The organism is Mycolicibacterium chengduense (assembly GCF_033741155.1).
In the GTDB taxonomy this organism is placed as follows: Bacteria; Actinomycetota; Actinomycetes; order Mycobacteriales; family Mycobacteriaceae; genus Mycobacterium.
The window spans coordinates 12,444-26,617 of sequence record NZ_JAWQNH010000001.1 but is presented as its reverse complement, the minus strand read 5'-3'; the positions used below and the strand labels follow the sequence as shown (position 1 = coordinate 26,617).

General features: G+C 67.8%; 14 protein-coding genes. 10 read left to right on the top strand and 4 right to left on the bottom strand.

Features of this window, described 5'->3' with window-relative positions; translation table 11 throughout:
• The first annotated feature begins 51 nt into the window (after window positions 1-51).
• On the top strand, window positions 52-462 hold the full coding sequence (locus SBI67_RS00145) for a hypothetical protein (RefSeq protein WP_318978631.1): 411 nt from the start codon (window positions 52-54) through the stop codon (window positions 460-462).
• 92 nt (window positions 463-554) lie between these two features.
• Complete coding sequence (locus SBI67_RS00140) at window positions 555-971, top strand: hypothetical protein (RefSeq protein WP_318978630.1); 417 nt, start codon at window positions 555-557, stop codon at window positions 969-971.
• On the opposite strand, the gene coaA is transcribed toward SBI67_RS00140, so the two are convergent.
• Window positions 943-1,875: a type I pantothenate kinase gene (gene coaA / locus SBI67_RS00135; RefSeq protein ID WP_266048825.1), complete on the bottom strand. Its 933-nt coding sequence runs from the start codon at window positions 1,873-1,875 to the stop codon at window positions 943-945. The genes SBI67_RS00140 and coaA overlap by 29 nt on opposite strands.
• A 30-nt stretch (window positions 1,876-1,905) precedes the next feature.
• Between coaA and SBI67_RS00130 the strand changes: the two genes are divergently transcribed.
• From SBI67_RS00130 to SBI67_RS00100, 7 genes are all read left to right on the top strand, one after another.
• On the top strand, window positions 1,906-3,117 hold the full coding sequence (locus SBI67_RS00130; protein ID WP_318978629.1) for a DUF885 domain-containing protein: 1,212 nt from the start codon (window positions 1,906-1,908) through the stop codon (window positions 3,115-3,117).
• Window positions 3,118-3,169: 52 nt separating this feature from the next.
• Complete coding sequence (locus tag SBI67_RS00125; RefSeq protein ID WP_318978628.1) at window positions 3,170-4,624, top strand: glycine hydroxymethyltransferase; 1,455 nt, start codon at window positions 3,170-3,172, stop codon at window positions 4,622-4,624.
• 53 nt (window positions 4,625-4,677) lie between these two features.
• Complete coding sequence (locus tag SBI67_RS00120) at window positions 4,678-5,505, top strand: acyl-ACP desaturase (RefSeq protein ID WP_318978627.1); 828 nt, start codon at window positions 4,678-4,680, stop codon at window positions 5,503-5,505.
• Between the two features lie 200 nt (window positions 5,506-5,705).
• Window positions 5,706-7,019, top strand: coding sequence for an RNA 5'-3' helicase PhoH2 (phoH2, locus tag SBI67_RS00115; RefSeq protein ID WP_024450167.1), 1,314 nt, complete (start codon window positions 5,706-5,708; stop codon window positions 7,017-7,019).
• Between the two features lie 74 nt (window positions 7,020-7,093).
• A complete protein-coding gene (locus SBI67_RS00110) occupies window positions 7,094-7,957 on the top strand; it encodes a polysaccharide deacetylase family protein (protein WP_266048821.1) in 864 nt (287 codons plus the stop codon).
• A gap of 73 nt (window positions 7,958-8,030) precedes the next feature.
• Entirely contained in the window at window positions 8,031-8,477 is a 447-nt protein-coding gene (locus SBI67_RS00105) for a PRC-barrel domain-containing protein (RefSeq protein ID WP_266048820.1), read from the top strand.
• An 11-nt stretch (window positions 8,478-8,488) separates the two neighbouring features.
• Window positions 8,489-9,685, top strand: coding sequence for a cation:proton antiporter domain-containing protein (locus SBI67_RS00100; protein WP_318978626.1), 1,197 nt, complete (start codon window positions 8,489-8,491; stop codon window positions 9,683-9,685).
• A gap of 57 nt (window positions 9,686-9,742) precedes the next feature.
• Here the strand turns inward: SBI67_RS00100 and SBI67_RS00095 are convergent, their stop codons facing one another.
• Window positions 9,743-11,155, bottom strand: coding sequence for a class II fumarate hydratase (locus tag SBI67_RS00095; RefSeq protein ID WP_266048818.1), 1,413 nt, complete (start codon window positions 11,153-11,155; stop codon window positions 9,743-9,745).
• Between the two features lie 12 nt (window positions 11,156-11,167).
• A complete protein-coding gene (glpX, locus tag SBI67_RS00090; protein WP_266048817.1) occupies window positions 11,168-12,196 on the bottom strand; it encodes a class II fructose-bisphosphatase in 1,029 nt (342 codons plus the stop codon).
• A 121-nt stretch (window positions 12,197-12,317) separates the two neighbouring features.
• Between glpX and SBI67_RS00085 the strand changes: the two genes are divergently transcribed.
• Window positions 12,318-12,965: a DUF4245 domain-containing protein gene (locus SBI67_RS00085; RefSeq protein WP_318978625.1), complete on the top strand. Its 648-nt coding sequence runs from the start codon at window positions 12,318-12,320 to the stop codon at window positions 12,963-12,965.
• Here the strand turns inward: SBI67_RS00085 and SBI67_RS00080 are convergent.
• Window positions 12,962-14,167: an AI-2E family transporter gene (locus SBI67_RS00080; RefSeq protein WP_318978624.1), complete on the bottom strand. Its 1,206-nt coding sequence runs from the start codon at window positions 14,165-14,167 to the stop codon at window positions 12,962-12,964. The genes SBI67_RS00085 and SBI67_RS00080 overlap by 4 nt on opposite strands.
• Window positions 14,168-14,174 lie beyond the last annotated feature (7 nt).

Sequence of the window (14,174 nt, the reverse complement as noted above, 5' to 3'; positions counted from 1 at the left end):
GTCGAGCATGTCAAAGACACCTCGATGACACCTCAACGACGAGGAGCTGACATGACCGCCACACTGACCCGACCACCGCTGTCCGACAGTACGGATTCCCTGCTCCGGTTCGTCATGCGCGCCGACGCCACGATATGTGCGGGCGTCGGCCTGCTCGTGGCGATGACGGCCGATCCGCTGTCGCGGCTGTCCGGTCTCTCGGCAGCCGGCGAGTGGATCATCGGGGCAGCCCTGGTGTGTTACGGCGCCGTGCTCTACCTGCTCGCCGCCGCCCCGGCGTTGCGGCGAATCGGGATCGGCGTCGTCAGCACCAACGTGCTCATCGCGGTCGCAACGAGCGCTGTGCTGATCGCCGGCGTCCTGCCGCTCACCGCCGCGGGTGTGGCGCTGGCCCTGGTGGTCGTCGCCGCCACGCTCGGCTGCGCCTGGTTGCAGTACCTCGGAGTGCGCCGTCTGGCGTGACTCCCGCCCGCCCGGTGCGGGGCCGTCCCCATAGAGGTTGTGGTGATGTCCCCGCACCGGTCCCTCGTCGCCTCCCCCGAAAGGACTGCTCGATGACCACGATCACCGCCACCACCACTCGCCCCCGTGACGGACTGCTGCGCTACGCCATGCGCCTGGACGCCGTGCTGGTCGGGATCACCGGCATCCCATTCGTCGTCGCCCCCGGCCGGCTGGCGTCGCTGACCGGTTTGCCCACCGCCGTCGAACTGGGGCTGGGGATCTTCTTCCTCGCCTATGGCCCGACGGTCTACTGGCTGGCCGGGCGCGAACGGGTGTGCCCCGGCGCTATCGCCACCATCACCGCCAACGCGCTGTTCACCGTCGGCTTCATCGCCGTCGAGGTCGCCGGGATCTGGCCGCTGACCGGGTGGGGCGTGGCGCTGCTGCTGGGCGGTGCGCTGTACACCTTGGTGATCGGCAGCGTGCAGTACGCCGGGCTCAGAGCTTGCGCAGCCGCAGCCGGTTGATCGAGTGGTCGGAATCCTTGCGCAACACCAGGGTTGCACGGGGCCGGGTCGGCAGGATGTTGTCGATCAAGTTGGGCCGGTTGATCGAATGCCAGATGTCGCGGGCGGCGAAGATCGCCTGATCGTCGGTCAGGGTGGAGTAGTGGTGGAAGTGGGACGCCGGGTCGGCGAACGCGCCGGCCCGCATCGACAGGAACCGCGAGATGTACCACTTCTCGATGTCCTCGATGCGGGCGTCGACGTAGAGCGAGAAGTCGAACAGGTCCGAGACCATCAGCGCCGGACCGGTCTGCAAGACGTTGAGCCCCTCCAGGATGAGGATGTCGGGCTGGCGGATGATCTGGTGCTCGCCGGGCACGATGTCGTACAGCAGATGCGAATACACCGGCGCGGAAACGGCTTCGGCGCCGGACTTGACCGCCGTGACGAAGCGCATCAGCGCCCTGCGGTCGTAGCTTTCCGGAAAACCCTTGCGGTGCATGATGTTCCGCCGGCCCAGCTCCCCGTTGGGGTAGAGGAAACCGTCGGTGGTCACCAGGTCCACCCGGGGATGGTGCTCCCACCGGGCCAGCAGCGCCTTGAGCACCCGGGCGGTGGTCGACTTGCCCACCGCCACACTGCCCGCCACCCCGATGATGAAGGGCACCGGGGTATCGGGCGTCTGCTCGCCGAGGAATTCGGAGGTGGCGGCGAACAGCCGCTGATGGGCGGCCACCTGCAGGTGGATCAACCGGGCCAGCGGCAGGTAGACCTCTTCGACCTCCAGTAGGTCGATCTGCTCACCGAGGCCGCGCAGCCCGCGCAGCTCGGCCTCGGACAGCTTCAACGGCGTGGCCATGCGCAGCGCGCGCCACTGCGCTCTGTCGAACTCCACATATGGGCTCGGCTCACTCGGCCGCGGCATGCGGTCAGTCTTGCATCTACGGTTGTGGGCATGGACGCCGGTACGGATTCAGAGGCCCTGATTCGCGACTATCTGCTTCTCGGTCTGCGCTTCGACCGGCTGGAGGAGGGCTACGTCGACTCCTTCACCGGTGATCCGCAGCTGCGCCGCCAGGTGGCCGCCGAGCCGGCGCCCGATCCCGCCGACCTGACCCGCCAGGCGCGCCGACTGCTGGCGCAGGTGCCGGGCAGTGGACTGGAACCGGAACGCGCGGACTATCTCTCGGCGCACCTGAAGGCGCTGGCCTGTGCGGGCCGCAAGTTCGCCGGCGAACAGGTCGGGTTCGTCGAGGAGGTGCGCGAGTACTTCGACGTCGACATCGTCAAGGGGGACCCGCAGCGCTACCGCGACGCGCATCGCAAGCTCGACGAGGTTGTCGGCGGCACCGGCTCGCTGGCCGAGCGGATGCAGGCCTACCGCAGTGCCGAGGAGATCCCGCCGCAGCGCCTGGAGGAAGCCATCCACGCCTTCTCGTCGGCGCTGCGGGACCGGGTCCGGGCCACCTTCCCGCTGCCCGATCGCGAGACCATCACCTACGAGGTGGTCACCGACAAGCCGTGGTCGGGATTCAACTACTACCTGGGTGACTACACCTCCACCGTCGCGGTGAACGCCGATCTCAAGCAGCAGATGTCGAATCTGCCGCGGCTGGTGGCCCACGAGTCCTACCCGGGCCATCACACCGAGCACTGCCGCAAAGAGGCCGGGCTGGTCGAGAGCTATGGCCAGGCCGAGCAGACCATCTTCCTGGTCAACACCCCCCAGTGCCTGATGGCCGAGGGACTGGCCGATCTGGCGCTCTACGCCGTGCAAGGCTCGAACTGGGGTGGGTGGGCCCAAGAGATCTACGCCGACCTCGGCCTGCGCTTCGACGGGGAGCGCGCGGTGGCGGTGGCCGAGGCGTCGGCCGCGCTGGCCGATGTCCGCCAGGACGCCGCGCTCATGCTGCACGACGAGCATCGCGATGTCGACGAGGTGGTGTCCTACCTGTCCACCTGGCTGCTGACCTCGGAGAGCCGGGCCCGGCAGATGCTGAAGTTCCTGTCCTCGCCGCTGTGGCGCGCCTACACCAGCACCTACGTCGAGGGCTACCGGCTGCTGCGGGGCTGGCTGGACGCCCGCCCGGCCGAGGTGTCGCTCACCGAACGGTTCGGGCGCCTGCTCGACGAGCCGCTGATCCCGTCCGCGCTGCGGGTCGCCTAGGGCGGGCTCGGCCTGGTAAACAGCGTCGTCGGAGGGCGATAGGCTGTAGGTCATGACTGCAGACTCGACCGTCAGTGCCCTGGGTGCGGACTACGCCGCCACCGCCAGCGAGGCCTACCAGGCCGCCCTGCAGGTCATCGAGCAGGTCGAACCCCGGGTCGCGGCGGCCACCCGCAAAGAGCTTGCCGACCAACGGGATTCGCTGAAGCTGATCGCCAGTGAGAACTACGCGTCCCCGGCGGTGCTGCTGACCATGGGCACCTGGTTCTCCGACAAGTACGCCGAGGGCACCATCGGCCACCGCTTCTACGCGGCCTGCCAGAACGTCGACACCGTCGAGGCGCTGGCCGCCGAGCATGCCCGCGAGCTGTTCGGTGCGCCCTACGCCTACGCCCAACCGCACTCGGGCATCGACGCCAACCTGGTCGCGTTCTGGGCCATCCTGGCCACCCGGGTGGAAGCGCCGGAGCTCGCGGCCCTGGGTGCCAAGCACGTCAACGACCTGTCCGAGCAGGACTGGGAGACGCTGCGTAACAAGCTGGGCAACCAGCGCCTGCTGGGCATGTCGCTGGACACCGGCGGGCACCTGACCCACGGGTTCCGGCCCAACATCTCCGGCAAGATGTTCCACCAGCGCAGCTACGGCACCGACGCGCAGACCGGGCTGATCGACTATGACGCGGTGGCCGCCGCCGCCCGCGAATTCAAGCCGCTGATCCTGGTGGCCGGCTACTCGGCTTACCCGCGCCGGATCAACTTCGCCAAGATGCGCGAGATCGCCGACGAGGTGGGCGCCACCCTGCTGGTCGACATGGCGCACTTCGCCGGCCTGGTCGCCGGCAAGGTGTTCACCGGCGACGAGGATCCGGTGCCGCACGCGCACGTCACCACGACCACGACGCACAAGTCGCTGCGCGGCCCGCGCGGCGGCCTGGTACTGGCCACCGAGGAGTACGCCCCGGCCGTCGATAAGGGCTGCCCGATGGTGCTGGGCGGTCCGCTCTCGCATGTGATGGCCGCCAAGGCGGTGGCGCTGGCCGAGGCGCGTCAGCCGGCCTTCCGCGACTACGCGCAGGCCATCGCCGACAACGCGAAGGCGCTGGCCGACGGTTTCCTCAAGCGCGGCGCCCGCCTGGTCACCGGCGGCACCGACAACCACCTGGTGCTGCTGGACGTCACCTCGTTCGGGCTGACCGGCCGGCAGGCCGAGTCGGCGCTGCTGGACGCCGGGGTCGTCACCAACCGCAACGCCATCCCCAACGATCCCAACGGGGCCTGGTATACCAGCGGCATCCGGTTCGGCACGCCCGCGCTGACCACCCGCGGTTTCGGCGCCGACGACTTCGACCGGGTGGCCGAATTGGTGGTCGAGGTGCTCGAGAACACACAGCCCGAAGGCAGCTCCAAGGCCAAGTACGCGCTGGCCGACGGCACCGCCGACCGCGTGCACGCCGCGTCGGCGGAGCTGCTGGCGGCCAACCCGCTGTACCCCGGGCTGACGCTCTGACCCGCGGGCGCGTCGATTTTTAAGAACGTGTGTATGAGGGTTACAGTTACTGTATGGCACAGAAACCTGTTCCCAATGCGCTGACCCTCGAACTCGAGCCGGTCGTCGAGGAGAACCTGTCTCGCCATCTCGCGACGGAAGTGATGTGGTACGGCCACGACTACGTTCCGTTCGACCAGGGCGAGAACTTCGCGTTCCTCGGCGGCAAGGACTGGGACCCGTCCCAGGTCACCCTGCCCAAGCCGGTGACCGACGCCTGCGAAATCCTGCTCATCACCAAGGACAACCTCGCCGGATATCACCGTGAGCTGGTCGAACACTTCATCCTGGAGGACAAGTGGGGTCGCTGGCTGGGCCGCTGGACCGCCGAGGAGCACCTGCACGCCATCGCGCTGCGCAACTACCTGGTGGTCACCCGGGAGATCGACCCGGCGGCCAATGAGGACGTCCGCGTCGAGCACGTGATGAAGGGCTACCGCGCCGACCGCCTCAGCCAGATCGAGACGCTGGTCTTCATGGCGTTCTTCGAGCGCCAGCACGCGGTGTTCTGCCGCAATCTGGAAGCCCGGATCGAAGAGCCCATCCTCAAGGGCCTGATCGGCAAGATCGCCACCGACGAGGAGCGCCACGAGGTGTTCTTCGCCAACCTGGTCGCGCACTGCCTGGAAACCAAGCGTGACGAGACCGTCGCGGCCATCGCGGCCCGCGCCCGCGAGCTCGGTGTCGTGGGCGGAGATATCGACGCCTACACCGACAAGATCGCCACCGTCGCCGCGGCCGGCATCTTCGACGAGGCCGCGCGACGCGCCGTCATCGCGGACCGGCTGACCGCCTGGGGGCTGGCCGAGGAACCAGTGTTACGAGAGTTCACGCGCGCGTAACCCGTTGTGCCGGTTGGCGCGGCGCGCCTGACGCGCACAGCGTGCGCACCGGGAGTAGCGTCGCAAGTGATGGCTAGCGACATGCTTTGCTGTCCGGGCGGTACCCGAACGTTTCGACAAGAACGGGACCGGCCCCGGTCCTGGTGCCGCAGCGCCCGCCGAATTGCCTTCGCGGGGCCGCGCGGGCTGAGGAGCGCCTCGTGAGTGATTCGCCGATCAGGACTTATGTGCTCGACACTTCCGTGTTGCTGTCCGATCCGTGGGCGTGCACCCGCTTCGCAGAACACGAAGTCGTGGTGCCGCTCGTGGTCATCAGCGAACTGGAAGCCAAACGGCATCATCACGAACTGGGCTGGTTCGCCCGACAAGCCCTGCGCCTGTTCGATGACCTGCGCCTGGAGCACGGTCGGCTGGACCAGCCGATCCCCGTCGGCACCCTGGGCGGGCGGCTGCACATCGAGCTCAACCACAGCGATCCGACGGTGCTTCCGGTGGGCTTCCGCACCGACACCAACGATGCCCGCATCCTGACCTGCGCGGCCAACCTGGCCGCCGAGGGCAAGCACGTCACCCTGGTCAGCAAGGACATCCCGCTGCGCGTCAAGGCTGGGGCGGTGGGCCTGACGGCCGACGAATACCACGCCCAGGACGTCGTCACCTCGGGCTGGACCGGGATGACCGAACTCGACGTCAGCGCCGAGGAGATCGACACCCTGTTCGCCGACGGCGAGCTGGACCTGGCCACCGCACGGGATCTGCCTTGCCACACCGGTGTTCGGCTGCTGGGCGGCACCTCCTCGGCGCTCGGACGGGTGAATGCCGACAAGCGGGTCCAGTTGGTCCGCGGCGATCGCGAAGTGTTCGGCCTCCGGGGAAGGTCAGCCGAACAGCGCGTCGCCCTTGATCTGTTGCTCGACGAGTCGGTCGGCATCGTCTCGCTCGGCGGCAAGGCCGGCACCGGAAAGTCGGCGCTGGCGCTGTGCGCCGGGCTGGAGGCGGTGCTGGAGCGTCGTACGCAGCGCAAGGTGGTGGTATTCCGGCCGCTGTACGCCGTCGGCGGGCAGGACCTGGGCTACCTGCCCGGCAGCGAGAGCGAGAAGATGGGGCCGTGGGCCCAGGCCGTCTTCGACACCCTGGAAGGCCTCGCCAGCCCGGCGGTGCTGGAAGAGGTGCTCTCCCGCGGGATGCTGGAAGTGTTGCCGCTCACCCACATTCGCGGCCGCTCCCTGCACGACTCGTTCGTCATCGTGGACGAGGCGCAGTCCCTGGAACGCAACGTGCTGCTGACGGTGCTGTCCCGTCTCGGCGCCGGATCGCGGGTGGTGCTCACCCACGACGTCGCCCAGCGTGACAACCTGCGGGTAGGCCGGCATGACGGCGTGGCCGCCGTCATCGAGAAGCTCAAGGGGCACCCGCTGTTCGCGCACATCACGCTGATGCGCAGCGAGCGCTCGCCGATCGCGGCGCTGGTCACCGAGATGCTGGAGGAGATCAGCCCCGAAGCCCTGCCCTGAGCGTGATTTGTGGAGCCGCAGCCGTAACCATTACGGCTGCGGCTCCACAAATAGCCAGCCGGTAGGCTGCTGAGGTGTCACGACATGCCTGGCTGTGGACCGTCGTCGGTGTCGTCGCCGCCGTCGCGGTACTGATCATCGGCGGGCTGTCCGGTCATATTCGTCGTGACGATCCCGATGTGGTGGACTGCGCCAAGGTCAAATGCGTGGCGCTGACCTTCGACGACGGCCCCGGCCCGTACACCGACCGGCTGCTCAAGATCCTGGCCGACACCGACTCCAAGGCCACCTTCTTCCTGATCGGCAACAAGGTGGCGGCCAATCCCGCAGGCGCCAAACGCGTGGCCGACGCGGGGATGGAAATCGGCAGTCACACCTGGGAACACCCCAACATGACCACCATCCCGCCGCAGGCGATCCCCGCCCAGTTCAGCAAGGCCAGTGACGCCATCGAGTCGGCCACCGGTCAGCGGCCCAAACTGGTGCGCACCGCGGGCGGCCTGGTCAACGACGCCGTGCTGGCCGAGGCGGCCAAACAGGGCCTGGCCGATATCAACTGGGATGTCATCCCGTTCGACTGGTTCAACGACGCCAACACCGCCGCCACCCGCTACATGCTGATGACCCAGATCAAGCCGAATTCGGTGGTGCTTTTCCACGACACCTATTCCTCCACCGTGGATCTGGTGTACCAGTTCATCCCGGTGCTCAAGGCCAACGGATACCACCTGGTGACCGTCACCCACATGCTCGGCGAACGCAAACCCGGCACCAGCTACGGCAGCCGCGAAAACGGTCCGCCGGTCAACGACCTCACCGATCTGCCCGCCGCGGAGATCCCGTCGCTGCCGGCCACACCGTCACCGCCGCCGATGCCGAACTTCCCGATCACCGATATCCCTGGCGCCAACTCGGGCGGTCCGAACAACGGAGCCTGACGCCGTCGATGTTTAGCCGCCGGTGCCGACCGGCTACCCGTTACGTGGATGCCCCCGAAACGGAGGAAAGCACATGACGAGCTCGGTGCAGCAGTTCGTCGGCGCGACCGCGTACGACGTCACCGGCCACAAGATCGGCAAGATCCACCAAATTTTCGTGGACGCGGACACCCGCGAACCGAAATGGGTGGCGGTCACCACCGGGCTCTTCGGCCTGTCGTCGACATTCGTGCCGCTGGCCGGCGCCCACTGTGATCGCAACACCGTGACCGTCGCCGTCGACAAGGGCGCCATCAAAGAGGCGCCCAACCTGCGGATACGGGCTGGTATCACCCCTGAGGAGGAGCACCGGCTGGCCCGGCACTATCGTCTGCCGGCCTCGCCGCCGCCCGCGCCGGCGCCGCCGGAGCGCGGGCCCAGCAGCACCGGGATCGATATCGCGACCGCCGCGGCGGGCATCGGCGGTATCGCGTTCAACACCGCCGCGCACCGTCCCACGGATCGGGGTCGCGAAAACTAGGATTTCGCGGTGTGCACACCGCTACCGCGCTCGCCCTCACCCTGCTGGTGTTGCTCTATGCCGTGATCTCGGGCCTGGTCAGCCGGTGGTACCTGGCGCCGGCGTTGGTGTTCGTGGTCATGGGCATGATGCTCGGGCCCTTCGGATTCGACGTCATCGCCGCCGACGACACCCATACCTTCACCACGTTGGCCCAGTTGGCGCTGACGGTCATCCTGTTCAACCAGGCGGCGTCACTCGACCTGGCCGCTGCGGCGCGGCGCGGGCACGCCACCTTCCGGCTGCTCATCGTCGGTATCCCGTTGGCGTTGCTGCTGGGCACGCTGACGGCAGTGGTGTTGCTGCCGGTTCTCCCGCTGTGGGAGGCGGTCTGCTTGGCCGCCGTCATCGCGCCGACGGAGGTGGCCCTGATCGATGCCCTGCTGGAAGATCAACGCATCCCGGAGCGGGTCCGGCACGCGCTGTCGGTGGAAAGCGGCTGTTACGACGGGTTCGCCCTGGCGGCAGCGCTTGCGGCGCTGGCGCTGGCCGCCAAACCCGGTGAGGGCGGTGTCGGCCATTGGAGTTGGTACCTGGTGCACACCGAGTTGGTGGCGGTGGCCCTCGGGGCGATCATCGGACTGGTCGGCGGAGTGGTGGTGCTGGCCTCGTGGCGGCGCGGCTGGATGAACGCCACCTGGGCTCAACTGGCCACCGTGGCAATGGCTTTGGTGTGCTTCGGGCTGGCCGAGCGGGTGCATTCCAGTGGTTTCGTCGCCGCTTTCGTCGGCGGTCTTGGTTTCGCCGCGGTGGCCCGCCATGCGCGGACGGCGGTGCCCACCCAGGTGTCCGACGCCGCAGGCCAGGTGCTCGAGCTGGTGGTGTTCGCGATCTTCGGTGGCTACGCCGTGTTCCTGGGCTGGCGCGAGATCGATTGGCGCACAGTGCTGTTCTGTGTGGCGGCGCTGGTGCTGGTGCGTCCGGTTGCCGTGCAGTTGGCATTGGTCGGCACCGATGTGCCGATGCGCAGTCGGTTGTTCATCGGATGGTTCGGACCGCGCGGGATCGGCACGCTGGTGTTGGGATTGTTGGTGCTCGGCCACGGCGGAATCGACAATGCTGCCGTCATCACCGAGGCGGTGGTGATCACCGTGACGTTGAGCCTGCTCCTGCACAGCCTGACGGCCTGGCCAGGAATCAGATTCGTCGCACCAGACCGGTTGGCGTGAGCGTCGCGACGGAAACCGCCCCGTTCCGTCGCGACGCCCACACTCGGCGGAAACGCGTTACTCGCCCGGCTTGACCTTCGCCATGGCCAGCACGTCGAGGCGCTTGTCCAGCTCGGCTTCGGAGAGCTTGTCGCCGAGCAGACCGCGGTCGATGACGGTCTGCCGGATCGTCTTCTTCTCCTTGAGAGCCTGCTTAGCCACCTTGGCGGCCTCCTCGTAGCCGATGGCCGAGTTCAGCGGCGTCACGATGGACGGCGACGACTCGGCCAGCTCACGCAGATGCTCCTCGTTGGCCACCAGGCCGTCGATGCACTTGGTGGCGAACAACTTCGACACGTTCGACAGCAGGGTGAACGACTCCAGCACGTTGCGCGCCATCATCGGGATGTAGACGTTCAGCTCGAAGGCGCCAGACAGGCCGCCGACGGTGACGGCGGCGTCGTTGCCGATGACCTGCGCGGCCACCTGGGTAACCGCTTCGGGCAGAACAGGGTTCACCTTGCCCGGCATGATCGAGCTACCCGGCTGCAGGTCGGGCAACTGGATTTCGCCAAGGCCGGTCAGCGGGCCCGAACCCATCCAGCGCACGTCGTTGGCGATCTTGGTCAGTGATGCCGCGATCGTCTTCAGGGCGCCGGATGCCTCGACCAACCCGTCGCGGGCCGCCTGCGCTTCGAAAGAGTCCTTGGCGGTGCGCAATTCGGCGATACCGGTCTGCGCCACCAGTACCTCGACCACCTTGGCGCCGAACCCGTCGGGGGCATTGAGTCCGGTGCCGACGGCGGTGCCCCCGATGGCCAGCTCGCCGAGCCGGGGCAGGGTGGCCTTGACCCTTTCGATCCCGGCCTCGATCTGACGGGCGTAGCCGCCGAACTCCTGGCCCAAGGTCACCGGAACGGCGTCCATCAGGTGGGTGCGGCCGGACTTCACCACGGTGCGCCATTGCCTGGCCTTGGCGGCCAGGGACTCGTGCAAGATCTCCAGCGCCGGAATCAGGTGGCGCACAGCGGCTTCGGTGGCCGCGATGTGGGTCGCGGTGGGAAAGGTGTCGTTGGAGCTCTGCGACATGTTGACATCGTCGTTGGGGTGCACCGTCACGCCGTTGGCCGCCGCGATGGAGGCGATCACCTCGTTGGCGTTCATGTTCGAGCTGGTGCCCGAACCGGTCTGGAACACGTCGATGGGGAACTGGTCGTCGTGCAGCCCGTCGGCGATCTCACCGGCCGCGGCGATGATGGCGTCAGCCTTCTCCGGCGCCAGCAGCCCGAGATCCTTGTTCACCTGTGCGCAAGCGCCTTTGAGCAGGCCCAGGGCACGGATCTGGGTGCGCTCCAGGCCCCGGAACGAAATCGGGAAGTTCTCCACCGCCCGCTGCGTCTGGGCCCGCCACAGGGCTTTGGCCGGAACCCGGACCTCGCCCATGGTGTCGTGCTCGATGCGGTACTCGGCGTCGACTGCGCTGTCGGTCATCAAATGCCTTTCTTAGGGAAGCGGATAGGCCGCGGACTTGTCCCCGGTGAAGTCCACCGCGGAGTACTCGTTGAGCTTGGACAGCCGGTGATAGGCCTCGATCATCCGGACGGTGCCGGACTTGGACCGCATCACGATGGACTGGGTGGTGCAGCCTCCACCGAAGTAGCGCACCCCCTTGAGCAGGTCGCCGTCGGTGACGCCGGTGGCGCAGAAGAAGACGTTCTCGCCGGAGACGAGGTCCTTGGTGGTCAGCACCCGGTCCAGGTCATAGCCGCGGTCGATGGCCCGCTGGCGTTCGTCGTCGTCGGTGGGAGCCAGGGTGGCCTGGATCTCCCCGCCCATGCAGCGGATGGCCGCCGCGGCGATGATGCCCTCCGGGGTGCCGCCGATGCCGACGAGCAGGTCGGTTCCCGAATCCGGGCGGCAGGCCGAGATGGCGCCGGCGACATCGCCGTCCGAGATCAGCCGGATGCGGGCACCGGCCGAGCGCACCTCCTCCATCAGCTTGGTGTGCCGGGGGCGATCGAGGATGCAGACCGTCACGTCGGAGACCGACGCCTTGCGGACCTTGGCGATGCGCTGGATGTTGGCCGCGATCGGGGAGGTGATGTCGATGAAGTCGGCGACATCCGGCCCGCCGGCGATCTTGTTCATGTAGAACACCGCCGACGGGTCGAACATGGCGCCGCGCTCGGCCACCGCCAGCACCGAGATGGCATTGGGCATGCCCTTGCTCATCAGGGTGGTGCCGTCGACCGGGTCGACGGCGAAATCGCAGTCCGGCCCGTCGCCGTTGCCGACCTCTTCACCGTTGTAGAGCATCGGGGCGTTGTCCTTCTCGCCCTCGCCGATGACCACCACACCGCGCATCGATACGGAGTTCACCAGCTCGCGCATGGCGTCGACAGCGGCCCCGTCCCCACCTTCCTTGTCCCCGCGGCCCACCCAGCGGCCGGCGGCCATCGCTCCGGCTTCGGTGACACGGACGAGTTCGAGGGCAAGGTTGCGGTCCGGCGCTTCCCGGCGCGTAGGCGTCATAGCTGCAGATTGTCCCATTAGCGGCTCTCCGTTTGGGAACTGGGATACTGGCTGGCATGAGCGACGCTTGCGGAGCGAATCATCAGCCGCCATCCTGCGGCCGAGCCTGCGGGGCGGCAGCGTGAGTAGCCCGCGGGACCCGGAGACCCACACGCCGATCGTGGTGCCGGTGCCCGCGCCCGCCAAGGATCGACTGTTGCAGGACGGCCGCGACATGTTCTGGTCGATGGCGCCGTTGATCCTGGCCTGCGTGGTGCTGGCGGGGGTGCTGGGGATGTGTTCGTTCCAGCCCAGCGGTCCGGGTGCCGGACCCGCCCCGAACTACGACGCGGCGGCCGCGCTGAAGGCCGACGCCGCGGCGCTCAAGATCCCGGTCCGGTTGCCGGCGTTGCCGCAGGGATGGACGGCGAACTCCGGCGCGCGGGGCGGGATCGACGGCGGCCGGGTGGACCCGGCGACCGGGCAGAAGACACGCGCGGTGACCTCGCGGGTGGGCTACCTGGCCCCGAGCGGGATGTATCTGTCCTTGACGCAGAGCAACGCCGACGAGGACGCGCTGGTCGCGTCGATCAACACCGACCTGGTGCCCACCGGCACCCAGGATGTGGACGGGGTGAAGTGGGTGGTCTACGAGGCCGGTGAGGGTGAGCCGGTGTGGACGACCCGGCTGGGCGACGGCGCCCAGCTGGCGATCACCGGTGCCGCCGGCGCCGACGAATTCCGGGTGCTGGCCAAGGCGGTGCAGACCGCACGTCCGCTGCCTGCCTAGTCTCCGGCCACCGGCGGTGAACTTGCCGGTGCGGGGACACCCGGCCGGGTCCGTCGGGCGGCCAGTCGGGCGTAGGCGATCAGCCGTTTGAACCGGCCCGGCCGTTTCGGCTCGTCGTCGTCCTCGGCGCCCACGTCCATCGGGACGCCTTTGTACACCCACAGGTACACGCTGATGGTGGTGACGATGACGATCATCACCACCGGGCCGATGACGATGCCGAGGAACCCGAACATCGTGATCCCGGCGAACACCGACAGCAGCATCAGCGCCGAATCCAGTTTGGCTTCCTTGGGCACCAGGATCGGCCGCAGCACATTGTCGATATTGGTGACCACCAACAGGTGGAACGCGACGACGAAGATGCCGCCGCCGATATTGCCGAACACCGCCATGCCGATGCCGAACGGGATGGTGACGATGCCACTACCGAGCGGGATGACCGACAACGCCGACAGCAGCAGGGCGAAGATGAAGAAGCCGTCGTGGAATCCGGCGATGTAGATGGAGATGGCGCCGGCCACGCCCTGCGCCAGGGCGATGACGAACTGGCCCTGGACGGTGCCGCGGACCATGGCCGCCATCTTGGCCAGGTACAGGTCGGTCACCTCCTCGCCGAGGGGATTGAGCCGGCGGATCAGCAGCCGCAACGCGTCGCCTTTGACCAATATCGAGATGAAGACGTAGAGGAAGATGACGGCCGCGGTCACACCGCCGAGCAAGCCGCCCGCCGCGCTCTGTAAGAACTCCAGGCCCCACTGTCCGGCGCGCTGCACGAACGTCGCCACCCATTTCTGCAGCTCTTCGGGGGTGACGTTGGTGCTCTGCAGGAAGGGCACCCGGTCCAGCAGCTGGTTGACCATCCGCAGGGCTCGGTCGCCGAGCGAGCTCAGGTCGGTCTTGCCCACCCAGTCGCTGACGCTGCGGATCATCACGCTGATCTGCGCGACACCGATGGCCACCGTGCCTGCGATCGGGACGATCACCATGACCAGCGCGGCCAGCAGTGTCAGCGTCGCGGACAGGCCGCTGCCGAGGCGTTTGTTCAACCGGGTGTAGAGCGGGTCGAACAGGTACGCCACCACCGCTGCCACCACGATCAGGATGAAGAAGCCCCGCAGAAAGTACGCCCCGAAGGCGATGGCGACCGCCGTCGCGATGGCCAGCGCCCGCTTCTGGGTGAGGGTGAACTCGGTATCCACAGGGCTA